This window comes from Azospirillum picis (assembly GCF_017876115.1).
Taxonomy (GTDB): Bacteria; Pseudomonadota; Alphaproteobacteria; order Azospirillales; family Azospirillaceae; genus Azospirillum; species Azospirillum picis.
In genome coordinates this window covers 46,124-69,187 of record NZ_JAGINO010000007.1, presented here as the reverse complement: position 1 = coordinate 69,187, position 23,064 = coordinate 46,124, and the positions used below count along the sequence as shown (strand labels likewise).

Here is a 23,064-nt window from a genome sequence, read left to right as displayed (position 1 = left end):
GCCCGGCGCTGCCATGGCGGCATCACGCGGCGGCGCCGCGCAGGAACAGCCTGACGCATTCCCGCACATAGGTTTCCACCGCGGCGCGGTCGACCGGCCGGCCGGGGAGGATCAAGCGCTCCAGCAGCAGGTTCCCGGTCACCATCCCGCAGAAGGCCTGTGCCGCCATCTCCGGGTCCTCGATGCGGATGAGGCCCGCGGCCTGCAGTTCGTCGAGGCAGGCTGCGAGCCGGGCCCGCGTGCGGTCCGGTCCGACGCGGACGAACGTCTCCACCAGGTCGGGAACGCGCACGCCTTCCGAGATCAGGGTGCGCAGGATGGCGGTGGTTTCCGGCGCCATCAGCGTGTCGGCGATGTGGAGGGCGATGCGGGTCAGCCGCTCTTCCGGATCGGCGGCGCTGTCGGGCGCGGTGTCCGGGGTCATCCCGGCCAGGACGCGGGCGCAGTGCTCCTCCATCATGGCGCGGAACAGGCCGTCCTTGTCGCCGAACCGGGTGTAGAGCGTGGTGCGCGAGCCGCCGGCCAGCCGCAGCACGTCGCTGAGCGAGGTCGCGGCATAGCCCTTTTCGACGAACAGCGTCGAGGCGGCGTCGAGCAGCGCCCGGTAGCGCGCCCAGCCGCGCAGCCCCATCCCGGATGCGGCCGCATCGGGCAGGTCCGGTGCCGGCTCGTCCGTGGCCGGCTTGCCGTCCCTGTATCCCAGCCCCGTATCGGGCATCGGCAAAACCCCCTTGCGCGCTGCAGCATTCTGAATGTATCGTCCAGTACACTGTACTGTATGAGACAGTACTAAGCAACGGGGATGTGCCGGACCGTCGCGATCCCGGCATGCCAGGGAGACGGGACGCCGGCAGGACGCGGCGCCTTCACGGGGATAGAGATGTTCGGATTCGATAAGATGTTGCCCAACCCGGCGCTGCGGGCGGCTGTGGCCGCCTCGTTGATCCTTGTGCTTGCCGGCTGCAACCAGCAGAAACAGGCTGCGGGCCAGCCGAAGGCCGGCGGGCCGCCCGAGGTGTCGGTGATGACCATCGAGCCGCAGCGGCTGGCGGTGACGACGGAGCTGCCCGGCCGCACCGCCGCCTACCGCGTGGCGGAGATCAGGCCGCAGGTCAGCGGCATCGTCCTGAAACGGCTGTTCCAGGAGGGCAGCGACGTCAAGGCGGGCGACCAGCTCTACCAGATCGACCCCGCCACCTACGAGGCGTCGCTGGCCAGCGCCCAGGCCGACGTCCAGAAGGCGGAGGCCAACCTGCAGGCCGCGCGCAACAAGGCGTCGCGCTACAACGATCTGGTGCGCAACAGCGTGGTCAGCAAGCAGGACTTCGACGACGTCCAGGCGACGCTGAAGCAGAACGAGGCGCAGCTTGCGGCCGCCAAGGCCGCCTACAACCTCGCCCGCATCAACCTGGACTACACCAAGGTTTTCGCGCCGATCTCCGGCCGCATCGGCAAGTCGTCGGTCACCGAGGGCGCGCTGGTCACCGCCAGCCAGGCCACGGCGCTGGCCACCGTCCAGCAGTTCGACCCGATCTATGTCGACGTGACGCAGACCGCCTCGCAGCTCATGAAGCTCCGCGCCGACATGGAGAGCGGCCGCATCCAGCCGGCGGAAGCGGGCAAGATCCCGGTGACGCTGCTGCTGAACGGCACCGGTGACGGCAGCGACCAGTCCTATCCGGTGAAGGGCGAGCTTCAGTTCTCCGACGTCACGGTCGATCCGGGCACCAGCTCGGTCCAGCTCCGCGCCGTCTTCCCGAACCCGAACAAGACCCTGCTGCCCGGCCTGTTCGTGCGCGCCCGCATCGAGCAGGGCGTCGCCGACAACGCCATCACCGTGCCGCAGGCGGCGGTCAGCCGCGGGCCGGACGGATCGGCGCGCGTCTGGGTGGTCGGGGCCGACAACAAGGTGGCCCAGCGCACCATCAAGACCGAGCGCGCGGTCGGCAACGTCTGGCTGGTGGCCGACGGGCTCGCCCCCGGCGAGCGGGTGGTGGTCGAGGGCCTGCAGAAGGTCAAGCCCGGTGCCGAGGTGAAGCCGGTGCCGGCCCAGAACGCGCTTGCCGAGCTGCCGCAAAAGGCGGCGGCGCGCTGATCCAGGAACCGTTCCATGTCCAAGTTCTTCATCGACCGGCCGGTCTTCGCCTGGGTCATCGCCATCGTCATCATGATGGCCGGCGCCCTGGCGATCCTGCGGCTTCCCGTCGAGCAGTACCCGAAGATCGCGCCGCCCACGGTGTCGATCACCGCCAGCTATCCGGGCGCCTCGGCCAAGACGCTGGAGGACACGGTCACCCAGGTCATCGAGCAGAAGATGACCGGGCTCGACCATTTCCGCTACATGTCCTCGACCAGCGATTCGTCGGGCAACGTGACCATCACGCTGACCTTCGAGCCGTCGGCCAACCCCGACATCGCCCAGGTCCAGGTGCAGAACAAGCTGCAGCTCGCCGTTCCCCTGCTGCCGCAGGAGGTCCAGCAGCGCGGCCTGCAGGTGTCGAAGGCCGGCAACGACTTCCTGCTGGTGGTCGGCTTCGTGTCGAGCGACGGCCGCCTCAGCCAGGGCGACATCGCCGACTACGTCACCTCCAACCTGCAGGACACCATCAGCCGCGTCGAGGGCGTGGGCGACGTCACCGTGTTCGGGCCGCAGCATGCGATGCGCATCTGGCTCGACCCCGACGCGCTGAACAACTTCAAGCTGACCACCACCGACGTCAGCAACGCCATCAAGGCGCAGAACGCCCAGGTTTCCGCCGGGCAGCTCGGCGGTGCCCCGGCGGTGCCCGGCCAGCAGATCAACGCCACGATCACCGCGCAGAGCCGGCTGCAGACGCCCGCGCAGTTCGGCGCCATCCTGCTGCGCGTCAACCCTGACGGGTCGCAGGTGCGCCTGCGCGACGTATCCCGCATCGAGATCGGGTCCGAGACCTACGAGATCGCGGCCCAGTACAACGGCCGGCCGGCGGCCGGCGTCGGCATCAAGCTGGCGACCGGCGCCAACGCGCTCGACACCGCCGCCGCGGTCAAGGCGCGCGTGGCGGAGCTGCAGCCCTTCTTCCCGGCCGGCATCGAGGTGATCTACCCCTACGACACCACGCCCTTCGTCGAGCTGTCGATCCACGAGGTGATCAAGACGCTGTTCGAGGCCATCGTCCTCGTCTTCGTCGTGATGTACCTGTTCCTGCAGAATTTCCGCGCCACGCTGATCCCGACGATCGCCGTGCCGGTGGTGCTGCTGGGCAGCTTCGGCGTGCTGTCGGCCTTCGGCTTCTCGATCAACGTGCTGACCATGTTCGGCATGGTGCTGGCGATCGGCCTGCTGGTCGACGACGCCATCGTCGTGGTCGAGAACGTCGAGCGCGTGATGAGCGAGGAGGGGCTGCCCCCGCGCGAGGCGACGCGCAAGTCGATGGACCAGATCACCGGCGCCCTGGTCGGCATCGCGCTGGTGCTGTCGGCGGTGTTCGTGCCGATGGCCTTCTTCGGCGGGTCGGCGGGCGCCATCTACCGCCAGTTCTCGCTGACCATCGTCTCGGCCATGGCGCTGTCGGTGCTGGTCGCCCTGGTGCTGACCCCGGCGCTCTGCGCCACCCTCCTGAAGCCGCTGCCGGCCGGGAGCCACGGCCAGGGACATGGGGACGGGCACGGGCATGCCAAGCGCGGCTTCTTCGGCCTGTTCAACCGCGGCTTCGACGCCACCAGCCGGGTCTATGTCGGCGGCGTGCGCGGCGCGCTGAACCGGCTGGGACGCTTCTTCCTCGCCTATGCCCTGATCCTGGGCGGGCTCGGCTACCTGTTCGTGCAGATGCCGACCTCCTTCCTGCCGACCGAGGACCGCGGCCAGTTGTTCGTGCTGTGGTCGGCCCCGCCCAACGCCAGCGCCCAGCGCACGGCCGAGACGGGGAAGGCGGTCACCAGCTACTTCCTGGAGAAGGAGAAGGACAGCGTCGAGGGCCTGTTCACCATCGTCGGCTTCAACTTCTCCGGCCGCGGCCAGAATGCCGGCATGGCCTTCGTCCGGCTGAAGGACTGGAGCGAGCGCACGCTGCCGGGGCAGAAGCCGCAGGCGATCGCCGGCCGCGCCATGGGTGCCCTGTCGGCGCTGAAGGACGCGGTGGTGTTCTCCTTCCTGCCGCCGTCGGTTCCCGGCCTCGGCAACGCCACCGGCTTCGACCTGCAGCTTGTCGACCGCGGCGGGCTCGGCCACGACAAGCTGATGCAGGCGCGCAACCAGTTGCTGGGCATGGCGGCGCAGAACCCGAAGCTGACCGGCGTCCGCCCCAACGGGCTGGAGGACACGCCGCAGTTCAAGCTGGACGTCGACCGCGAGAAGGCGAGCGCGCTCGGCCTATCGCTGAGCGACATCAACACGACGCTGGCGGTGGCCTGGGGCTCCTCCTACGTCAACGACTTCATCGACAACGGCCGGGTGAAGAAGGTCTATCTCCAGGCCGACGCGCCCTACCGCATGCAGCCCAGCGACATCGACCGCTGGTACGTGCGCAACGGCAACGGCCAGATGGTGCCCTTCTCGGCCTTCAGCACCTCGCAGTGGATCTTCGGTTCGCCGAAGCTGGAGCGCTACAACGGGACGCCATCGCTCAACATCCAGGGTTCGGCCGCTCCGGGCATCAGCTCGGGCGAGGCGATGACCGAGATGGAGGCGATGATGGCCAAGCTGCCGGAGGGCATCGGCTACGAGTGGACGGGCCTGTCCTACGAGGAGCGGCTCAGCGGCTCGCAGGCGCCGGCGCTCTATGCGCTGTCGATGATCATCGTCTTCCTGTGCCTGGCCGCGCTCTATGAAAGCTGGTCGGTGCCGGTCTCGGTCATCCTGGTGGTGCCGCTCGGGGTCATCGGCGCTGTGATCGCGGCGACGCTGCGCGGCCTGCCGAGCGACGTCTACTTCCAGGTCGGCCTGCTGACCACCATCGGGCTGTCGGCGAAGAACGCCATCCTGATCGTGGAGTTCGCCAAGTCGCTCTACGACCAGGGCATGGAGCTGAAGGAGGCCGCCGCCGAAGCCTGCCGCCAGCGCCTGCGCCCGATCATCATGACCTCGATGGCCTTCATCCTGGGCGTGCTGCCGCTGGCGATCAGCACCGGCGCCGGATCGGAGAGCCAGAACGCCATCGGCGTCGGCGTGATGGGCGGCATGATCTCCGCCACCGTGCTGGCGGTGGTGTTCGTGCCGGTGTTCTTCGTGGCGGTCTACCGGCTGTTCGTCCGCCGCCGCCCCGGCCACGGCGCCATGCCGCAGCCGGCCGCCGGCGACTGAGCCGCCGGCGCACCGCCCGCCCGCCGTCCCGAGGCGCCGGATCCCCCGCGGGTCCGGCGCCTTTTCCTTGGCCGGTCGGCGGCAGGGGTGAGGGCCGGGGCGGGGGCGGACGTGGGGGCAGAGGCGGGGGCAGAGGCTGGGGCGGAGCAGGCGGATGGAACGTTTGGAACGCCGTGCGACAGATCCTGCGGGCTGTTCCACTGTTTCATCCGGCGTCGCCGGATGACGGGGCGGTGCGGCATCCGGCACGGCATCGGCACGTCTGGAACAGTGTGAAACATCATGCGGTGAGTGTTCCACCATCTCGGACACCGGGTGCGGGCACAATCTGTTATGGCCGGAGGCGACATGTGGAACGACGGAGAGGGGCGGCGTGACGGCGGGGAGGGCGGCTGGCATGGGCCGGAACTCCGGTGGCGGCGAAAGAAGTTTATAGTCCTATTTCCCAGCCGGCCTGAAGAGGTGTTCGGCAAATTCCCAGGGGGACGAAGGTGGGATCCTGCGGGCACCGGAGGCCGTTGCTTCCCGCAGCGATCGGGGCGGTTGTGCCGGATCCCCGGCCCCGCCCTTCAGTCATCCGGAAGAGTCCGTCATGGCCCGCATACCGTCCCTTCGTCTTGCCGCACCGCTCATGCTCTGTCTCGCCGCCGGTCCGGCCCTCGCGCAGCCGGTCCAGCGCCGACGGACCTCGGGGGTGCGGCCCTGTTTCCGCAGGGGCGCATAGGCGCGGGACCCTGTCGCTGCCGGCTCATGGCGTCCATTGAGACCCGAGGCGAGGAGAATGGCGGGGGGCGCGATGCCGAAGACGATGGTTCAAGTCGTGCTGACGCGGGACAGCGTCTGCATGGCGGACGACATCCAGGCTCCCCATGAGAGGGCGATCCTGGTGCCGGAGGATGCCTCGCCGCTTGATGTCGCGACGGCGATCCTGAGGTCCGGGTACCTTGCCTATGTGGGAGGAGACGCCACGTGGTCGGTCCGGATCGGTGCGGTGGAGATCGTGTTCGGAACCAGGCAAGGTCTGGCGTTCGCCTGGCCGGCGAGGGAGCCGGCCATTCCGGCCCGCGATATCGTCGGCCCGCTGTTCCTTGCCTACCATCGTCAGAGCGATCCCGGGGAGCTTCTGCGCAAGTTGCGGGACAGGCGGCCTTAGGGTGTGATCGTTTCAAGCGGTATCGCTTGAAACGTGACTCACACGGAAAACCAAAAGCCTGGAGTCTGTCTGGTGCTTCAATCAGCGCCAGACAGACTCCAGGCGCGGTTTTCAGAACCCCTGCGGGGCGCCCGGACATGCCCCGTCGGCTCCGGGAGGTCGCGACCCGGCCTTACGGTGGGGGAGGCCGGTCGTCCGGGGCCAGTTCGACCGGGTAATCGGCGAAGAACACCGGGATCGTCCCATGTTCGGCGGCGCCCAGCATCGCCACATACCACCCGGCATAGGCCCAATCCGGCCCCTGGCCGGCGCGGGCGATCTCGGGAAACCGTTCGATGAACTTCGCAGCGAGCTGCCTGGCGGAGTCGTGCCCGGCGTCGTCCCAGCCGAAGTACAGGTTCTTCTGGCCGGTGCTGTAGCTGGCGACTCCCCGGCTCCAGTCGAGCGGCTCCCACCCGTTCACCGCCACGTTGCCGGCGGAGGTGACGTGGCAGCGCCAATGGCATCCGGACGGGGCCATGCCGGGCGCGATCCTGAGCCGCTGATACCCGGCCTTGTGGAGTTCGTTCACCATGGCGAGCAGCCGCCCGGCCTGCCGGATGGCGGGGTCGGCCGGAGGAAACAGTGAAACCGCCCTGAGTCTCGTCTCGCCCATCCACTCCTCCCGCCATCCGGGCCGCATTCGCGGTGGGGCCGGACCATGCCGAACCCCATGCGTTCGATGCGAACGCCCTCCTGCCGGCGAATGTTTACGAGCCTGTGGTTTCCAGTGTCAAAAAGTTCGGGTGCCTGCACCGGCTATGACGCCTTGACCCGGCCCCGCTGCCTCCCGGGGGTGCCGCAGGCACGGTGCGGGGAAAGCACTTGCCGCGCGCCGTCACGCGGCGTAGATGTCGACCGTCGCGAAAAGCGACCGCTTCCCTTGATCCGCTCAGCGGCGGAGTAAACAGGTGGACGAATAGTCGTCCAGGCGGTCAAGCACACGCCATCCACGCCGTCTCGGACGTGGGTCGGCCAGCGCTCCCCAAAAAACCCAACGTCTGGCTTCCTGCCAGACCTCATCGCAAGCCATCGGCGCTTGGCGGCGCTGCGGGCCTGCGCTTGCCGGAGTTGGCCATGAACAGACCGCTGAGCGTCATTTTTGCCGCCATCATCCTCGATGCCATCGGCATCGGCCTCATCTTTCCGATCCTGCCTGCACTTCTGCGGGATGTGACGCATGTTGACAACGTCGCGCCCGCCATCGGCATCATGACCGCCCTCTATGCGGTGATGCAGTTCCTCTTCGCACCCGTGCTCGGCTCGTTGAGCGACAGGCTCGGCCGCCGTCCGGTGCTCCTGATTTCGCTCGCCGGGGCGGCGGCCAACTACCTGTTCCTGGCCGTCGCGTCCGATCTCTGGATGCTGCTGCTCGGCCGTGCCGTCGCCGGCCTGACCAGCGCCAACGTTTCCGTGGCCACGGCCTACATCACCGACATCTCGCCCGGCGAGGAGCGCGCCCGCCGCTTTGGCCTTTTCAACGCCATGTTCGGCATCGGCTTCATCATCGGCCCGGTGCTTGGCGGCATGCTCGGCGACCACTGGCTGCGGCTGCCCTTCATCGCCGCCGCGGCGCTGAACGCCTGCAATCTCCTGCTGGCGGTCTTCATTCTCCCGGAATCGCGCACGCCCAGCCGGGAACCGCTGGACCTTGCCGCGCTCAATCCGCTGCGGCCGCTGCGCTGGGTGCTGTCGGTGAAGCGGATGCTGCCGGTCATCGCCGTCTTCTTCATCTTCAGTGCCACCGGCGAGGCCTACGGCACCGCCTGGGCGCTCTGGGGAGGCGACGTCTTCCAGTGGAACGGCCTTTGGATCGGCCTGTCGCTCGGTGCCTTCGGCGTTTGCCAGACGCTTGCCCAGGCGATTCTGCCGGGGCCGGCGGTCAGGCTGCTCGGCGAGCGCACAGCCATTCTGCTGGGCATCGGCGGCGCCTGCACCGCGCTGGTCGTCATGGCATTCGCCACCCAAGGCTGGATGGTCTTCGCGGTCATGCCGGTGTTCGCCCTTGGCGGACTCGGCGTGCCGGCGTTGCAATCCTTCGCGACCCGGCAGGTTGACGAGAGCCAGCAGGGGCGGTTCCAGGGCGTGCTGGCTTCCGCCCTGAGCTTGGCGTCGATCGTGGCGCCGCTTGCGTTCTCCAGCGTCTACCTTGCGTCCAGGGCGCATTGGCCGGGGGCGATCTGGCTCTCGGTCGTCGTCGTCTACGCGGTCAGCGTTCCGCTGGTTCTCGGCCTGGATTTCGGGAAGCCGGCAACGGACCCGATGCTGTAGCAGGCGATTTCCGGCCGTGGCGGAGGGCATGTCGTGCGAACCCGTTCGACGGCGGGCCGAGTTTGGTGACGGGCCGGAAGCGGCCGCTGGCGGAGGCCCGAAACGGCCTGCGCGCCCGCGATGGCTACGGGGACCGGCTCAGAGAACTGCCGGGCGCCGCGGACGCAGGGGCACGCGTCAGACCGTCGCCTGCGCCCCTCTCAGCATCAGGTCGACCAGCGCGAGGGCCTGCCGTTTCCACGCCGCTCCCGGCCGGATGGTGGCCACGCCGGCGATGGCGCGGAGCAGATCGAGCGGCGCGATCTCGATCCTGGCCGCTCCGTCCTCGTTCGCCCGCGAGACGAGCAGATCGATCGGTGGCGAAAGCTGCGCCGGGGTGCCGCTGTAGAGCGGTTCGGAGCCGCCGATCAGCGTGTCGAGGACGGCCCCGATCCCCTGTTTCGTGTCCAGGAACTCGATGAACAGGGCGAGCCACGCGCGCAGCGCCTCGATCGGCGGCTCCTTTGCGCTCAACTCGCCTGCCGCCACGACCAGTGCATCGACTTCATGCCGGTACACCGCTTCGATCAGCACGTCGCGGGTCGGGAAGTGGCGGTACAACGTCCCGATCCCCACGCCTGCATCGCGTGCGATCTGTTCGAGCGCGGCACCTGCGCCTTGCTCGGCGAAGCGCTGCTTGGCCGCCTCGATTATGCGAGCCCTGTTGCGCTCACCGTCGGCACGCGGCTGACGCACTTGGGTCCGACGAAACTCCTGCGACACATCTTCCCTCTTGATAAGTGGAGGCATCCTCCGCATAAAGAGATGCGGAGGATGCCTCCGTTTGATGAGGCCGGCTTCCGTAGACATTCCATCTTTTCAAAGAAGGGACGCAACCATGTTCAGCACGACAGCGGAACAGCTCAACCGCTTGCGCGGCGCCGGCCTGGACGAGAAGGTGACCTATCTGCTGGACCACATCGCCATCACCGACCTGGTGCAGCGCTATGGACAAGGCACCGACACCCACGACTTCGACCTCCTCAGAACCTGTTACGGTGACGAGATCGAGGTCGACCACAGCCCGACGATCGGGATGGGCCGGATGCGGGTTTCCGCCGACAAATGGTGCCGCCTCGCCAAGGAGTTCCATGGCCGGCTCGATGGCGACGAGCACATCATGATCCCGCAGGGCATCGTCATCGATGGGGACAGGGCCTCCTGCCGCGTGCTCATGCATGCCAGCCACTTCTACCGGGCTGCGAACGGAAGCCCATACCAGTCGCTTGTCGGGTCGTACGCGTTCAAGTTCGTCAGAGCGGACGACGGCTGGAAGATCGCGGAGTCGGTCCAGCAGGTGGCATGGACCGAGGGCAACTGGCAATTCCACAATGAGATCAAGGACTCGCTTGGAAATCCGGACCTGAGCTGACGCCGTCCCGGCCGTGCGCCGCACATTCCGGCTGTTGGCGCGCGGCCGACGAGTCCGGTTGTGCCGGTCTTGTGCGGCGTCGGCGCCGCCGGATTGTCCGGGATGGTTCGTGCCGCAGCGGTCAGGCCCTGCTGCCGCGGACGGCGCCGAATGGAGGCGGCAGGATCACATCCCCTGCTTCCATTATGACGGCTAATGGCGTCAATTATAATTATTGGTTTTCCTAATGCATGGGATCGCCCTAGCCATGATCCGACCATCATGGCGGGGGCGAAGAGCATGCAGGGTCTTGGCGGTCTCATGGTTTTCGTATTGGCGGCGACCCTCTCGCCAGGAGGGGCCACGACGCTGGCCACCGCATCCGGCATGAATTTCGGCTATCGGCGATCGCTGCCGCTGATCGTCGGAATTTCCCTGGGACTTGCCTGCATGGCCGCCGCCGGATCGGCCGGGGTCGAAAGCATATTCGTCGCCGTTCCGGCGCTACGGTCGGCGGTCAAGGTCGGCGGGACGCTTTATCTGTTGTGGCTGGCCTTCCAACTGGCCCGGACCGGCGCCCCCAAGGCAACCGGGCCGGCAGCCGAGCCGACGGGCATCGCAGGTGGGGCCTGGCTGGTCCTCTACAACCCGAAGGGTTGGGCGATGACCACCGGTGCCGCGGCGTCATTCTCGCCGGTCGCCACGGATCCGGCCGAGGTCGCGGTCATTCTCGGCATTGTGTTCGGCTGCTTTGCCTGGCTGTCCCTATCGGTCTGGTGCCTGGGCGGCCAGATGCTTCGGCGCGCCCTGACCCGGAACTGGCAATGGCGGGCTCTCAACCTCCTGCTGGCGCTTCTCCTGGTCGCATCGATCCTGCCGATCTGGATCGGCTGACGACCGCAAGAGGCGCTCGTTCGGACCGCCGCCCGCCGGCTGCCGGCCGCAATCTCCCGCTGTCGTCGGTTGCCAGCCCGATGTCCGGCGGGCAAGATCGCATCGGGCCTGCCGGAGGTCATTGTCCCCGATCATGGAGCCGAAGGGCGTGTCGCAGAAAGTTATCGGTCTCGTCGGCGGAATGAGCTGGGAAAGTTCGGCCGAATATTACCGGATCATCAACGAGCGGGTGCGCGACCGCCTTGGCGGGCTGCACTCCGCGCGCTGCCTGATGTGGTCCTTCGACTTCGCGGAGATCGAGGCGCTCCAGCACGCCGACCGCTGGGACGACGCCACGGCCCTGATGATCGAGGCGGCGCAACGGCTGGAACGCGGCGGAGCCGATTTCGTGGTGATCTGCACCAACACCATGCACCGCATGGCCGGGCAGGTGCAGGCGGCCATCGGCCTGCCGTTGCTGCACATCGCCGACCCCACCGCCGACCGGATCCGTGCCGCCGGCCTGCGGCGCGTCGGCCTGCTGGGCACCGCCTTCACCATGGAGCAGGATTTCTACAAGGGACGCCTGGTCGAGCGCCACGGGCTTGAGGTCCTGGTGCCCGGCGAGGAGGACCGCGCCGTCGTGCACCGGGTCATTTATGACGAGCTGGTCCAGGGGCGCGTCGAGGAGGCGTCGCGGCAGGCGTACCGGGAGGTGATCGCACGCCTCGTCGAGCGGGGAGCGGAGGCGGTGATCCTCGGCTGCACGGAGATCATGCTGCTGGTCCGTCCCGAGGACAGTCCGGTGCCGCTGTACGACACCACCACCATCCATGCCGAGGCCGCCGTCGACCTGGCTCTTTCCGAATACGGGGCGGCGATCCCCGGGTGACGGGGGAGCATGGCGCCGGCCCGTGGCTTGTGGCTTGTGGCTTGTGGTGCCGCTGCCGCATCATGGGCCGCCGAGGATCGGCGCGGACGAATGACGGGGGAAGAGGGAGCGATGACTGTGCGGTTCGAGAGGGTTGCACCGGTGCTGCCGGTCCGGGACGTGCGCGCGGCGCTCGCCCATTATGGCCGCCTCGGCTTCGAGGCGACCGCCTACGATGATGCGTCGGATGAGCCCGTCTACGGATTCCTGGCCCGCGGCGAGGTGACCCTGCATCTGGCGCGCGTTCCCGACCTGGATCCGGCGGCCTCGGCCAGCGCCTGCTATCTCTACGTCGACGATGCCGACGCGCTGCACGCGGCGTGGCAGGCCGCCGGCATACAGGGGCGGCTGACCGCCGTCGCCGACACCCCCTACGGGCTGCGCGAGTTCGCCCATGTCGATCCGGACGGCAACCTGCTCCGGGTCGGCGCGCCCGCCGCTTCCCCCTCACGGTAGGGGCCGGCGGGGCGGCGGAGGACGGCGCCGGACGGGCTACCGGTTCCGGATGGGCGCGTCCGCCGCGCCGGCGGCGGCAAGCCCCGCGGCCCCGGCGCGCGCCGGGACGCGAAGCAGGCTCGCCAGGCCGCCCGCCAGGGTCAGGGCGGCCGCCACGGCGAGGCCGGTCCGGGGCGCGTCCACCGGGCTGGAAACCAGGGAAAAGAGCAGCGTCATGATCACCGCACCGGCGGTCTGCCCGACCAGCCGCGCTGTGCCCTGCATGCCGCCGGCCGCGCCGCTGCGCGCCTTGGGCACCGTGAGCAGCATGTTGCGGTTGTTGGGCGTCTGGAAGAGGCCGAAGCCGAAGCCGCTGATCACCATGAAGGCCAGGAGGGGCAGCGGGTCGCGCCCGAGCGGCCAGATCGCCGACAGAGCGAGCCCGGCGGCGAGCAGCACGCCGCCGGAGGCGCACAGCCAGCCGGTCGCCAGGCGATCGGAGAGCCGGCCGGCGATCGGTGCGGCGACGGCGGTCGCCAGCGGCCAGGGCACCAGGAACAGCCCGGCCGTGAAGGCGTCCTGTCCAAGCCCGTGCTGCAGGTAGAAGGGCAGCGCCACGGTGCTCGCCATCTGGCCGGTGAAGCAGAGGACGGACGCGACGACCGACAGGCGGAACGAGCGGTCCCGCAGCAGGTCGAGGGGGACCAGCGGCGCCTCCTGCCCGCGTTCCCGCCGGATCAGGCCGGCGAGGCACGCCGCCGCGGCGAGCATCAGCGCGGCGCCGAGCCCCAAGCGGGAGGCGATGGTCTCGGCCCCGATCACCAGGGCCGCGAAGAAGCCGGCGTTGAGGGCGACGCTGACCGGGTCGATGCGGCGCTCCATGCCCTCGACGGCCGGCAGGGCGCGGGCCGTCAGCAGCACGATGGCGCCGATCGGGATGTTGACGGCGAACAGGAACGGCCAGGGGGCGACCGCGAGGATGGCCGCCCCGACGGTCGGGCCGGCCGCCGAGGACAGCGCGATGACCAGGGCGTTCCAGCCGATGGCGGCCCCCAGCAGCCGCGGCGGGTAGACGAAGCGCAGCAGCGCGACGGCAAGCGCCATCACCGCAGCACCGCCGAGACCCTGCATCAGGCGCGCGGCGACCAGCCAGGGAAGGGTCGGCGCCAGGGCGCAGCCGGCCGAAGCGGCGGTGAACAGCAGCACGCCGCCGGCGAACACCGTCCGGTACCCCAGCCTTTCGCCGAGGGCGCCCGCCGGCAGGAGGGCGACCACGAGCGCCAACTGGTAGCCGGTGATGACCCAGACGGAGTCCGCCGGCGCGACGCCGAGGGTATCGGCGATGGTCGGCAAGGCGATGTTGGCGACGGCGCCGTCGAGGACGACCAGCACGATCGCCGTGAGGATGGACGCCACGGCCGCGATGCGGCGGCGGATCGGCAGAGCCTCCGACGGCGGGGAAGGGGGGGCGGCGGGTTGGGGCATGGCATGTCTCCACGGCTTGTCTGGAGGAAGTATGGCCAGCGTGGGACATGGCGGAAGACGCAGCCCATGCAGAGTATTCCTGCACCGGACGCCATGTGTTAGCGTTCGCACTCATGGCGGACCCCGATCTCAACCTCCTTCTGGCCCTCGACGCGCTGCTCGCGGAAGGCAGCGTGGTCATGGCCGCCCGGCGGCTCGGCCTCAGCGAGTCCGCCATGAGCCGCACCCTGGCGCGCCTGCGGGACGCCACCGGGGATCCGCTGCTGGTCCGGGCGGGGCGGGGGCTGGTCCCGACGCCCCGGGCCATCCTGCTACGGGAGCGGGTGCACGACCTTGCGGACGAGGTGCGTTCGGTGCTGCGTCCGGCCGCGGCGGTCGAGGTCGCCCGGCTGGAGCGCACCTTCACGCTGCGGGCCAGCGAGAGCTTCATCGAGGTCTTCGCCGCCCGGCTGGTGAGCCGGGTCACGGCCGAGGCTCCGGGCGTTCTGCTGCGGTTCGCGCCGCGGCCGGACCGGGACGTGCAGGCGCTGCGCGACGGGCGCATCGACCTTGAGATCGGCGCGCATGCGGAAACCGCCCCCGAACTGAAGGTGCAGGCGCTGTTCCGCGACCGGCTGGTCGGCGCCGTCCGGGACGGCCACCCGCTGTTGCCGGGCGACGCGGTGACGCCGGACCGCTATGCCGCCTGCGGCCATGTGGTCACCTCGCGCAGCGGGCGGGCGAGGGATCTGGCGGACGAGGCGCTGGACGCCCTCGGCCTCGCCCGCAGGGTGGTCGCGGTGGTGCCGAGCTTTCCGGCCGCCCTGGCGATCGTCCGCGCGTCCGACCTCGTCACCCTGGCCTCCGAGCGCCAGGTCGCCTCCGGGATCGCCGGGGTCACCACCTTCCCGCTTCCCCTTCCCATGGGCGAGGTCACGGTGACGCAGATGTGGCACCCGCGCCACGATGCCGACCCGGCTCACCGCTGGCTGCGCGGCCAAGTGCTCGCGGCCTGCCGCGGACCGGGCGACGGCGCCACGGACCTTCCTTCGGCCGGCGGCCTCAGGGGCGACTGAGCCCGGCCGGTCCGGCGGTCAGCCGTGCAGGCCCGGCGCCTCGTGCCCGGTGCGCGCCACATATTCCGTATAGCCGCCGCCATACTGGTGAATGCCGTCCGGCGTCAGCTCCAGCACCCGGTTGGAGAGCGCCGCCAGGAAGTGGCGGTCGTGCGACACGAACAGCATGGTGCCCTCGTAGGCGCCCAGAGCCGCGATCAGCATCTGCTTGGTGTCGAGGTCGAGGTGGTTGGTCGGCTCGTCCAGGACCAGGAAGTTCGGCGGGTTGAACAGCATGATCGCCATCACCAGCCGGGCCTTCTCGCCGCCCGACAGCACCCGGCACTTCTTCTCCACATCGTCGCCGGAGAAGCCGAAGCAGCCGGCCAGTGCCCGCAGCGAGCCCTGGCTGGCCTGCGGGAAATGCGCCTCCAGCGCTTCGAAGATGGTCTGGTCGCCGTCCAGCAGCTCCATCGCATGCTGGGAGAAATAGCCCATCTTGACGCTGCCGCCGACGGTGACGGTGCCGCTGTCGGGCTCGGTCGCCCCGGCGATCAGCTTCAGCAGCGTCGATTTGCCGGCGCCGTTGACGCCCATCACGCACCAGCGTTCCTTGCGGCGGATGGTCAGGTCCAGCCCCTGGTAGATGGACCGGCTGCCATAGCCCTTGTGGACGTTCTTCAGCACCGCGACGTCGTCGCCCGAGCGGGGAGCCGGGGGGAAGTCGAAGGTGACGACCTGGCGGCGGCGCGGCGGCTCGAAGCGCTCGATCTTGTCCAGCTTCTTCACCCGGCTCTGCACCTGGGAGGCATGCGAGGCGCGGGCCTTGAAGCGCTCGATGAACTTCAGCTCCTTCGCCAGCATCGCCTGCTGGCGCTCGAACTGCGCCTCCTGCTGCTTCTCCTTCAGCGCGCGCTGGCGCTCGTAGAAGCCGTAGTCGCCGGAATAGCTGGTCAGCGAGCCGCCGTCGATCTCGATGATCTTGGTGACGATCCGGTTCATGAACTCGCGGTCGTGCGAGGTCATCAGCAGGGCGCCCTCGTAGCCCTTAAGGAATCCCTCCAGCCAGATCAGGCTCTCGATGTCCAGGTGGTTGCTCGGCTCGTCGAGCAGCATGGCGTCGGGCCGCATCAGCAGGATGCGGGCGAGCGCCACGCGCATCTTCCAGCCGCCCGACAGCGCGCCGACGTCGGCGTCCATCATCTCCTGGCTGAAGCTGAGCCCGGCCAGCACCTCCCGCGCGCGCCCCTCCAGCTCGTAGCCGCCGAGCTCGTCGAAGCGCGCCTGGACCTCGCCGTAGCGCTCGATGATCGCGTCCATCTCGTCGGCGCGGTCGGGATCGGCCATGGCGGCTTCCAGCTCCGCCAGTTCCGCCGCCACGACGCTGACCGGCCCGGCCCCGTCCATCACCTCGGCGACCGCGCTGCGGCCGGACATCTCGCCGACATCCTGGTTGAAATAGCCGATGGAGACCTGCTTCTCGGTCGACACCTGCCCGGTGTCCGGCAGTTCCTCGCCCGTGATCATCCGGAACAGCGTCGTCTTGCCCGCGCCGTTGGGGCCGACGAGCCCGACCTTCTCGCCCCGGTTCAGTGCGGCAGACGCCTCCAGGAAGAGGATGCGGTGGCCGTTCTGCTTGCTGACATTCTCGAAGCGGATCATGTGATGCTGGGTTCCCGTGGCGTTGCCGGCCCCTTATGCCACAGGATGCGCGATGCGACAGAGTCCTGATCGGCCCGCCCCGGAAAACGCACGGCGTGCCCGGCACCACCGCAAAAATGGCGATCCGGGCCAATCCGCCGGCCGCCGCGCCACCTGTGGTGAGGATCCCGCATGGACGCGAGGGCGGCGGCGCTCCGGCATTTTCTTGCTTATCACAGCCTCGGATGCGCCTTCCCCGGTAAATAGCCGCGCGCTGCCTCTGGCAAGAGGTATGAGATATGTCATTCTCAATATAACCGGACCGGACCGCGCGCTTGACAGGACGTGGAAGGTCGGTTCTTGATCCTCTGTTTTCCCCGCCAGCGGAAATAATCAAGAATGCCCGCCATGTTTACGGACAAGAGCATGATCGACTCTCTCAGGTTCTTGGAAAATGGCGGGGAGATGAGCCGGCTGATCGCGGCGTTCGACTGGTCCTCGACGCCGCTTGGTCCGGCCGACCGCTGGCCGCACACGCTGCGCACCACCGTGGGCATCATCCTGCGGTCGCCGGTCCCCATCGTCACGCTGTGGGGGGAGGATGGCGTGATGATCTACAACGACGCCTATTCGGTCTTCGCCGGCGGCCGCCACCCGCGCCTGCTCGGCTCCAAGGTCCGCGAGGGCTGGCCGGAGGTCGCGGACTTCAACGACAACGTGATGAAGGTCGGCCTTGCCGGCGGCACGCTGTCCTACCAGGACCAGGAACTGACCCTGCACCGGACCGGCGCTCCGGAGCAGGTGTGGATGAACCTCGACTACTCGCCGATCCGCGACGGGCACGGGATGCCGATCGGCGTCATCTCCATCGTCGTCGAGACCTCGGCCAAGGTCCGGGCCGAACGCGGCCTGAACGCCGCCGTCGGCGCGCTGCAGGTGCAGACCGAGCAACTGCGCATCGTCAACGAGGCGGGCTCCGCGCTGGCCGCCGAGCTCGACGTCGGCCGGGTGACCCAACTGGTGACCGATGCCGGCGTGGCGCTCACCGGCGCGCAGTTCGGCGCCTTCTTCTACAACGTCCAGGACGAGGAGAACGGCAGCTACATGCTGTACACGCTCTCCGGCGTCGACGCCGCCACCTTCGCCGGCTACCCGATGCCGCGCAACACCGCCATCTTCGCGCCGACCTTCTCTGGCGAGTGCCTGGTCCGTTCCGACGACATCACCAGGGATCCGCGCTATGGCCGGAACAGCCCGCATGCCGGCATGCCGGAGGGGCACCTACCGGTGCGCAGCTATCTTGCGGTGCCGGTGAAATCGCGCGGCGGCGAGGTGCTGGGCGGATTGTTCTTCGGCCACTCCGAGCCGGGGCGGTTCGGGGCCGTGATCGAGGCGAGCCTGGTCAGCCTGGCCAGCCAGGCCGCCATCGCCATGGACAACGCGCGGCTCTTCCAGTCGGTGCAGCAGGAGAACCGCCGCCGGGCCGAGGCGGAAGCCGCCCTGCGCGACCTGAACGCCTCGCTGGAACAGGAGGTGGCGGAGCGCACCGCCGAGCGCGACCGCATGTGGAGGCTGTCGGCCGACATCATGCTGGTCGCCCGCTTCGACACCACCATCGCCGCCGTGAACCCGGCCTGGACGGCGCTGCTGGGCTGGGCCCAGGGCGAGCTGATCGGGCGGCCGCTGACGGATCTGGTGCATCCCGACGACCACGCCGCGACGCTGGCGGAGGTGCACAGGCTGAGCGACGGCAACACCACCTTCCGGTTCGAGAACCGCTGCCGCCGCAAGGACGGCGGCTACCGCAGGATCTCCTGGGCCGCGGTGCCGGAATCCTCGCACATCCACGCGGTCGGGCGGGACGTGACCGCCGAGAGGGAGGCGGCGGAAACGCTGCGGCGCACCGAGGCCGCGCTGCAGCAGGCGCAGAAGATGGAGGCGATCGGCCAGCTCACCGGCGGCGTCGCCCACGACTTCAACAACCTTTTGCAGGTGATCTCCGGCAACCTGCAACTCCTGTCGGCGGACGTCGCCGGCAACAGCCGGGCCGAGCGCCGGCGGGCCAACGCGCTGGCCGGCGCCCAGCGCGGTGCCAAGCTGGCCAGCCAGCTTCTGGCCTTCGGGCGCCGCCAGGCGCTGGAGCCGAAGGTCATCAACATCGGCCGCTTCGTGACCGGCATGGACGACATGCTGCGCCGGAGCATCGGCGAGGGCATCGAGATCGAGACCATCGTGTCGGGCGGCCTGTGGAACACGCTGGTCGATCCCACCCAGGTGGAGAACGCCCTGCTCAACCTCGCCATCAACGCCCGCGACGCCATGGAGGGGAACGGCAAGCTGACCATCGAGGTGGGCAACGCCTATCTCGACGACGCCTATGTCGCCCAGCATGCCGATGCCGTCGCCGGGCAGTACGTGATGCTCGCCGTCACCGACACCGGCAGCGGCATGCCGCCCGACGTGATGGCCCAGGTGTTCGAGCCCTTCTTCTCGACCAAGCCCGAGGGCAAGGGGACCGGCCTCGGGCTCAGCATGGTCTATGGCTTCGTCAAGCAGTCCGGCGGGCACGTCAAGCTCTACAGCGAAGCCGGCCAAGGGACGACGGTGAAGCTCTACTTCCCGCGGGCGATGGAAAGCGAGGACCGCATCACCGCGATCGACACCGGCCCGATCACCGGCGGGACCGAGACCATCCTGGTCGCCGAGGACGACGAGGCGGTGCGTGCGACCGTGGTCGAGATGCTGGGCGACCTGGGATACCGGGTGCTGCAGGCCAAGGACGCCGAGCGCGCGCTGGCGGTGCTGGAAAGCGGCGTCGCCGTCGACCTGCTGTTCACCGACGTGGTGATGCCGGGGCCGCTGAAGAGCGCCGAGCTGGCCCGCAAGGCGCGGGAGCGCCAGCCCGGCCTGGCGGTGCTGTTCACGTCGGGCTACACGGAGAACGGCATCGTCCATGCCGGCCGGCTCGATCCGGGCCTGGAGCTGCTGTCCAAGCCCTACAGCCGCGAGGCGCTGGCCCGCAAGCTGCGCCATGTGCTGGCGAACCAGTCCCAGCTCGCCCGGATCGCATCCCACGCGGCGACGCCCCCGGCACAGCCGGCGCAGGGACCCGCGCCGGTGTCCGGTGGCGCCGGGCCGAAAAGGGCAGGGCCGCAGGGGGGCGTCGCGGCGACGATCCTCCTGGTGGAGGACGATGCGCTGATCCGCATGAGCACCGCCGACCTGCTGCTCGACCTCGGCCATGCCGTGCTGGAGGCGTCGAGCGCGGAGGAGGCGCTGGCGCTGCTCCGGTCGTCGGCGGTCGACGTGGTGATCACCGACCTCGGGCTGCCGGGGATGTCGGGCGCCGAATTCGCCGGGCGGGCGCAGGCCCTGCATCCCGACCTCGGGATCGTCATCGCCACCGGCTCGGCCGAGATCCCGCAGCTCGGGACCGGCGCCGCCATGGTTCACCTGCTCAAGCCCTATGACAGCCACGGACTGGCGGCGGCCATCGATGCCGTGCGGGCGGCGCGCGCCGTCGCCGGCTAGGCAGGCGTCTCCAGGCCGGCGCTGGCCGCCGCCCCGGCAGCGGGGTTCAGGCCGCGTCCAGCGTCAGGATGGTTCCGCCCATGCGCTCAAGACCGGCCAGGTAGGCGGCCGGGTCGAGAAGCTGGTGGGGGAAATACAGCCCGGGCGGGGTCGGCGGCTGGCCGTCCAGCCCGGCCAGGCGGTCGAGCAGCATGGCGACGCCGAACCCGGTCAAGGGCATCTGGCCTTCGGGATGGATGACCGCGTGGCGGGTCCGGAGCGGCCGGCCCGCATGATCCTCCCCGGCGAGGTCGATGATGATCTCGGTCGACAGCGCCCCGCCCCGGCGGCGGCTGGAGCTCACCCCGACCGCGAGGTCGAACCGGACGTTCGGCGCGCCGGTGGCGTTCGCCAGGCCGAGGACGTCGTTGGGGGAGAGGGCCGACGCCTCCATCTCGGTGCCGTCGACGGCGCGGACCATCGAGCGGGCATCGTCGCCGGCCCGCCACAGATAGGCACCGTCACGGCGGGCGAGCGCGGCAGGCATCGTCCTGGTCTGCCGTTCCAGGTCGGCGGAGGCGGCCGGGCCGAAGGCGTCCTGCTCGTCCAGCACGGCGCCGATGGCGACGTCGCGAAGCCGGGCGAACCGCTTGGCGAATTCCAGCGCGGGAATGGTGGTGGCGCCGACGAGCCATTCGGTGCCGAGCACGACCGCCGAGGCGTCCGGGCGGTGGATGAAGCGCGCCACCTCCGGCCCGATCTCGATGAGGCCGGGAGAGATGCTGACATAGGGGACGCGGCGGGCCTGGGCGAAGCGCAGCCCGGCGACCCGCTCGTCGGTGAACAGGACGGCGACGGCGGCGACCGGGCGATTGCCGATGCCGAGGTCCTCGGCTGTCATGTCGATCGCCACGCCCTCGGCGCCGCCGATCTCCGCCGCGGCGCCGCGCGCCTTGGCGAGGTCGCGGCCGCCGATCAGCAGCGGCGTTCCGGGACGGGCGGCGCGGAGAAAGCGTGACGCCCAGCGGCCGACGATGCCGGAACCGCCGACGAGAAGGATGGGAGCCGATGACATTGCCGGGTCTCCTTGTCTCACTGCCCACGGTCCCGATTGCAGGGCCCGGTGTGCAGGGTCTTGATGTGCAGGGCGGCAGGCCGCGAGCAACCTACCATGAGTAGGTTTGAAATAGGCTACCGATGGTAGGTTTCAATGGCAGGGCAAGACGGCGCCCGCCGCGACGGCGTCCCGGCATCGGGAACGGCCATGCGCCGCCGGGGGCCTCCGGGGCCGCTGGAGGCTGCCACACCGGGGCTTCAGTTTTCCGCGTGCGTCCCCGGTCGGGCGATCACGCCTGCGCCGGTCACAATGTGGAGGGGGATTCGGTCCCGGGGGCCGCTGCCGGCAGGGCAAGGTGGCAGGCCCTGGGCTGGAGATGGGGAACGGCCGGCTTGCACTGGGCCTCCCGGTTCAGCAGTTCGGCGAGGTCGTCGGCCTTGTGGAAGGAAAGACCGTGCAGCGAGAGCCCGGCGGCCACGGCGACCAGATGGGTCCATCCATCGACCACCTGCCAGCCATCCTCGTCCTCGATGATGTAGTAGCGCAAGCCGATGCTCCCCGACGTCCGAGGAGGATCGTAGCAGCCCATGCAATCGACGGTCATCGATGAATTGGTGACACGATATTTCAGACACGAAACAATGCACCGCGAAGCGGCAAATCAAGGCGGCGGGCGCGTCTTGCCGTGCTCTGCCGCCGCCCGGCCGCAACTCCGAATACATCAAGACGCCGATGGTCGGGTGTTCGGATTGTGCCGTTCTTGGAATGACAAGAAAGATCGGGGCTGCCATACTTCTTTCGGTCAGGGAAAAGGGCTGCCGCCATGCTGGAATGGTTGAAGCGTAAATCGGCGGAACGGGCACAAGGGAAAACGGATTTCCAGGGGAAGCTGCGCGAGAACCGCGCCCGCGTGCGCGTTCCGGAATACCAGAAGACCAGCCAGTGGATGGCGGAAAAGGGCGGCACGACCACGTTCAACTGCACGTCCTTCGCGGAACTCCTGAACAAGGCGCGCTTCCGCCCCGGCCTGCGGGCACCCTTCCTCGCCAACCAGAACGACATCGTGCGCAAGCTTGCGCATGGCGGCGGCGAGGTCAGCTACCTGGTCGGCATGACGCGCAGCGACGACAGCGTGTTCGTCGTCTGGTGGGTCTGGCGCGACAAGTCCGGCAATTATGCCGGGCTCAAGCCTTATTACAGCCTCGGCGACGGCGAGAGCCCCAGCGACTACTGGGTCGACGCGCCGGACGCCATGTGAGCCCCGGCACCGCGCCGGGAATCAAGACCGCCTTCAGCAGGAAAGTCGCCGCCACATGCCGACAGTCGCGGACTTCACGTCCAACCCGGACAGCTTCCTCAAGAACAACATGTTCCTGCCGCTGTTCAGCCCGAACGATCCCGGTTACCGCGTCCCGTCGGCCCGCAGCTTCTGGCTGAACGCCGACGGCATGGAATGCAAGCGCAAGGGCACCGGCATCATCTCCAAGCACAAGGCCGACAAGGACGTCACGGTCTGGTCGATCCGCCCCCATGCACGGGGCGGCGGGAGCGAACTCAAGGCCTATTGGCTTCCCTACGAACAGAACCACCTGCACGTCGCCCAACTGCGCGACGAGGCGCAGATCATGTTCACCCCGCTGATGGACGGCTGTTCCTTCGGCTTCACCGAATTCAGGAACGGGGTCTGCACGGTGTCCCACGCCAACCTGCAGACGGAAGAGGGCCGCACCGACGAGGGGGAGATGCGCACGATGCTGCGCGGCGACACCCATTCGATGCACAAGTCCGACTACATGACCATGAACGGGCAGTTCCAGGACAATCTCCGCGTCTGCATGGTCGGCGTCCGGGCCAAGGGCAAATGGACCATCTATTTCCAGCAATTCATCGACAACCTCGGCAGCTACTACCTGCTGAAGGTCGGCAAGCTGGGGAAGACCGGGCCGGTGACGATCGGCTGAAGG

General features: G+C 69.0%; 19 protein-coding genes. 12 read left to right on the top strand and 7 right to left on the bottom strand.

The window, feature by feature from the left end; all coding sequences use genetic code 11:
- Positions 1-22 precede the first annotated feature (22 nt).
- Positions 23-718 (bottom strand): TetR/AcrR family transcriptional regulator, encoded by a 696-nt coding sequence (locus J2850_RS12040; protein ID WP_209981896.1) that lies wholly within the window; start codon positions 716-718, stop codon positions 23-25.
- 162 nt (positions 719-880) lie between these two features.
- Between J2850_RS12040 and J2850_RS12035 the strand changes: the two genes are divergently transcribed.
- The 3 genes from J2850_RS12035 to J2850_RS12025 all read left to right on the top strand — a co-directional run bounded on the left by J2850_RS12035 (position 881) and on the right by J2850_RS12025 (position 6,434).
- Positions 881-2,095 (top strand): efflux RND transporter periplasmic adaptor subunit, encoded by a 1,215-nt coding sequence (locus tag J2850_RS12035; RefSeq protein ID WP_281414975.1) that lies wholly within the window; start codon positions 881-883, stop codon positions 2,093-2,095.
- Positions 2,096-2,110: 15 nt separating this feature from the next.
- Entirely contained in the window at positions 2,111-5,281 is a 3,171-nt protein-coding gene (locus J2850_RS12030) for an efflux RND transporter permease subunit (RefSeq protein WP_209981894.1), read from the top strand.
- An 844-nt stretch (positions 5,282-6,125) separates the two neighbouring features.
- The gene (locus J2850_RS12025; protein WP_209981892.1) at positions 6,126-6,434 is read left to right on the top strand and encodes a hypothetical protein; all 309 of its coding nucleotides are present in this window, start codon (positions 6,126-6,128) and stop codon (positions 6,432-6,434) included.
- Between the two features lie 172 nt (positions 6,435-6,606).
- On the opposite strand, the gene J2850_RS12020 is transcribed toward J2850_RS12025, so the two are convergent.
- Positions 6,607-7,089 (bottom strand): hypothetical protein, encoded by a 483-nt coding sequence (locus J2850_RS12020; RefSeq protein WP_209981891.1) that lies wholly within the window; start codon positions 7,087-7,089, stop codon positions 6,607-6,609.
- Between the two features lie 455 nt (positions 7,090-7,544).
- On the opposite strand from J2850_RS12020, the gene J2850_RS12015 reads away from it, so the two are divergent.
- A complete protein-coding gene (locus J2850_RS12015) occupies positions 7,545-8,744 on the top strand; it encodes a TCR/Tet family MFS transporter (RefSeq protein WP_370878925.1) in 1,200 nt (399 codons plus the stop codon).
- Positions 8,745-8,921: 177 nt separating this feature from the next.
- Here J2850_RS12015 and J2850_RS12010 read toward each other — a convergent pair whose 3' ends face one another.
- Positions 8,922-9,506, bottom strand: coding sequence for a TetR/AcrR family transcriptional regulator (locus J2850_RS12010; protein WP_209981887.1), 585 nt, complete (start codon positions 9,504-9,506; stop codon positions 8,922-8,924).
- Positions 9,507-9,621: 115 nt separating this feature from the next.
- Between J2850_RS12010 and J2850_RS12005 the strand changes: the two genes are divergently transcribed.
- The 4 genes from J2850_RS12005 to J2850_RS11990 all read left to right on the top strand — a co-directional run bounded on the left by J2850_RS12005 (position 9,622) and on the right by J2850_RS11990 (position 12,394).
- Positions 9,622-10,155 carry a nuclear transport factor 2 family protein gene (locus tag J2850_RS12005; RefSeq protein WP_209981885.1) on the top strand — a complete coding sequence of 178 codons (534 nt, stop codon included), beginning with the start codon at positions 9,622-9,624 and terminating at the stop codon, positions 10,153-10,155.
- 261 nt (positions 10,156-10,416) lie between these two features.
- Complete coding sequence (locus tag J2850_RS12000; protein ID WP_209981883.1) at positions 10,417-11,028, top strand: LysE family translocator; 612 nt, start codon at positions 10,417-10,419, stop codon at positions 11,026-11,028.
- Positions 11,029-11,176: 148 nt separating this feature from the next.
- On the top strand, positions 11,177-11,899 hold the full coding sequence (locus J2850_RS11995) for an aspartate/glutamate racemase family protein (RefSeq protein WP_307354392.1): 723 nt from the start codon (positions 11,177-11,179) through the stop codon (positions 11,897-11,899).
- A 111-nt stretch (positions 11,900-12,010) separates the two neighbouring features.
- On the top strand, positions 12,011-12,394 hold the full coding sequence (locus J2850_RS11990) for a bleomycin resistance protein (RefSeq protein WP_209981881.1): 384 nt from the start codon (positions 12,011-12,013) through the stop codon (positions 12,392-12,394).
- A 36-nt stretch (positions 12,395-12,430) separates the two neighbouring features.
- Here the strand turns inward: J2850_RS11990 and J2850_RS11985 are convergent, their stop codons facing one another.
- Positions 12,431-13,858 carry an MFS transporter gene (locus J2850_RS11985; RefSeq protein WP_209981879.1) on the bottom strand — a complete coding sequence of 476 codons (1,428 nt, stop codon included), beginning with the start codon at positions 13,856-13,858 and terminating at the stop codon, positions 12,431-12,433.
- A gap of 113 nt (positions 13,859-13,971) precedes the next feature.
- Between J2850_RS11985 and J2850_RS11980 the strand changes: the two genes are divergently transcribed.
- On the top strand, positions 13,972-14,913 hold the full coding sequence (locus tag J2850_RS11980) for a LysR family transcriptional regulator (RefSeq protein ID WP_209981877.1): 942 nt from the start codon (positions 13,972-13,974) through the stop codon (positions 14,911-14,913).
- An 18-nt stretch (positions 14,914-14,931) separates the two neighbouring features.
- Here the strand turns inward: J2850_RS11980 and J2850_RS11975 are convergent, their stop codons facing one another.
- Positions 14,932-16,554 (bottom strand): ABC-F family ATP-binding cassette domain-containing protein, encoded by a 1,623-nt coding sequence (locus tag J2850_RS11975; protein WP_209981875.1) that lies wholly within the window; start codon positions 16,552-16,554, stop codon positions 14,932-14,934.
- Between the two features lie 405 nt (positions 16,555-16,959).
- On the opposite strand from J2850_RS11975, the gene J2850_RS11970 reads away from it, so the two are divergent.
- Positions 16,960-20,064, top strand: coding sequence for a hybrid sensor histidine kinase/response regulator (locus J2850_RS11970; RefSeq protein ID WP_209981873.1), 3,105 nt, complete (start codon positions 16,960-16,962; stop codon positions 20,062-20,064).
- A 46-nt stretch (positions 20,065-20,110) separates the two neighbouring features.
- Here the strand turns inward: J2850_RS11970 and J2850_RS11965 are convergent, their stop codons facing one another.
- Together J2850_RS11965 and J2850_RS11960 are read right to left on the bottom strand one after the other, a co-directional pair.
- Positions 20,111-21,118 carry a hypothetical protein gene (locus J2850_RS11965; protein WP_209981870.1) on the bottom strand — a complete coding sequence of 336 codons (1,008 nt, stop codon included), beginning with the start codon at positions 21,116-21,118 and terminating at the stop codon, positions 20,111-20,113.
- Between the two features lie 286 nt (positions 21,119-21,404).
- Positions 21,405-21,704 carry a hypothetical protein gene (locus J2850_RS11960; protein ID WP_209981868.1) on the bottom strand — a complete coding sequence of 100 codons (300 nt, stop codon included), beginning with the start codon at positions 21,702-21,704 and terminating at the stop codon, positions 21,405-21,407.
- A 219-nt stretch (positions 21,705-21,923) separates the two neighbouring features.
- On the opposite strand from J2850_RS11960, the gene J2850_RS11955 reads away from it, so the two are divergent.
- Positions 21,924-22,358 carry a hypothetical protein gene (locus tag J2850_RS11955; protein ID WP_209981867.1) on the top strand — a complete coding sequence of 145 codons (435 nt, stop codon included), beginning with the start codon at positions 21,924-21,926 and terminating at the stop codon, positions 22,356-22,358.
- Positions 22,359-22,413: 55 nt separating this feature from the next.
- Positions 22,414-23,061 (top strand): hypothetical protein, encoded by a 648-nt coding sequence (locus J2850_RS11950; RefSeq protein WP_209981865.1) that lies wholly within the window; start codon positions 22,414-22,416, stop codon positions 23,059-23,061.
- The last annotated feature ends 3 nt before the right edge of the window (positions 23,062-23,064 follow it).

Coding starts and splice junctions, on each gene's coding strand:
- J2850_RS12040 (WP_209981896.1), bottom strand. CDS start 718: ATGCCCGATACGGGGCTGGGATACAGGGACGGCAAGCCGGCCACGGAC.
- J2850_RS12035 (WP_281414975.1), top strand. CDS start 881: ATGTTCGGATTCGATAAGATGTTGCCCAACCCGGCGCTGCGGGCGGCT.
- J2850_RS12030 (WP_209981894.1), top strand. CDS start 2,111: ATGTCCAAGTTCTTCATCGACCGGCCGGTCTTCGCCTGGGTCATCGCC.
- J2850_RS12025 (WP_209981892.1), top strand. CDS start 6,126: ATGGCGGACGACATCCAGGCTCCCCATGAGAGGGCGATCCTGGTGCCG.
- J2850_RS12020 (WP_209981891.1), bottom strand. CDS start 7,089: ATGGGCGAGACGAGACTCAGGGCGGTTTCACTGTTTCCTCCGGCCGAC.
- J2850_RS12005 (WP_209981885.1), top strand. CDS start 9,622: ATGTTCAGCACGACAGCGGAACAGCTCAACCGCTTGCGCGGCGCCGGC.
- J2850_RS12000 (WP_209981883.1), top strand. CDS start 10,417: ATGGCGGGGGCGAAGAGCATGCAGGGTCTTGGCGGTCTCATGGTTTTC.
- J2850_RS11990 (WP_209981881.1), top strand. CDS start 12,011: ATGACTGTGCGGTTCGAGAGGGTTGCACCGGTGCTGCCGGTCCGGGAC.
- J2850_RS11985 (WP_209981879.1), bottom strand. CDS start 13,858: ATGCCCCAACCCGCCGCCCCCCCTTCCCCGCCGTCGGAGGCTCTGCCG.
- J2850_RS11980 (WP_209981877.1), top strand. CDS start 13,972: ATGGCGGACCCCGATCTCAACCTCCTTCTGGCCCTCGACGCGCTGCTC.
- J2850_RS11975 (WP_209981875.1), bottom strand. CDS start 16,554: ATGATCCGCTTCGAGAATGTCAGCAAGCAGAACGGCCACCGCATCCTC.
- J2850_RS11970 (WP_209981873.1), top strand. CDS start 16,960: ATGATCGACTCTCTCAGGTTCTTGGAAAATGGCGGGGAGATGAGCCGG.
- J2850_RS11965 (WP_209981870.1), bottom strand. CDS start 21,118: ATGTCATCGGCTCCCATCCTTCTCGTCGGCGGTTCCGGCATCGTCGGC.
- J2850_RS11960 (WP_209981868.1), bottom strand. CDS start 21,704: ATGACCGTCGATTGCATGGGCTGCTACGATCCTCCTCGGACGTCGGGG.
- J2850_RS11955 (WP_209981867.1), top strand. CDS start 21,924: ATGCTGGAATGGTTGAAGCGTAAATCGGCGGAACGGGCACAAGGGAAA.
- J2850_RS11950 (WP_209981865.1), top strand. CDS start 22,414: ATGCCGACAGTCGCGGACTTCACGTCCAACCCGGACAGCTTCCTCAAG.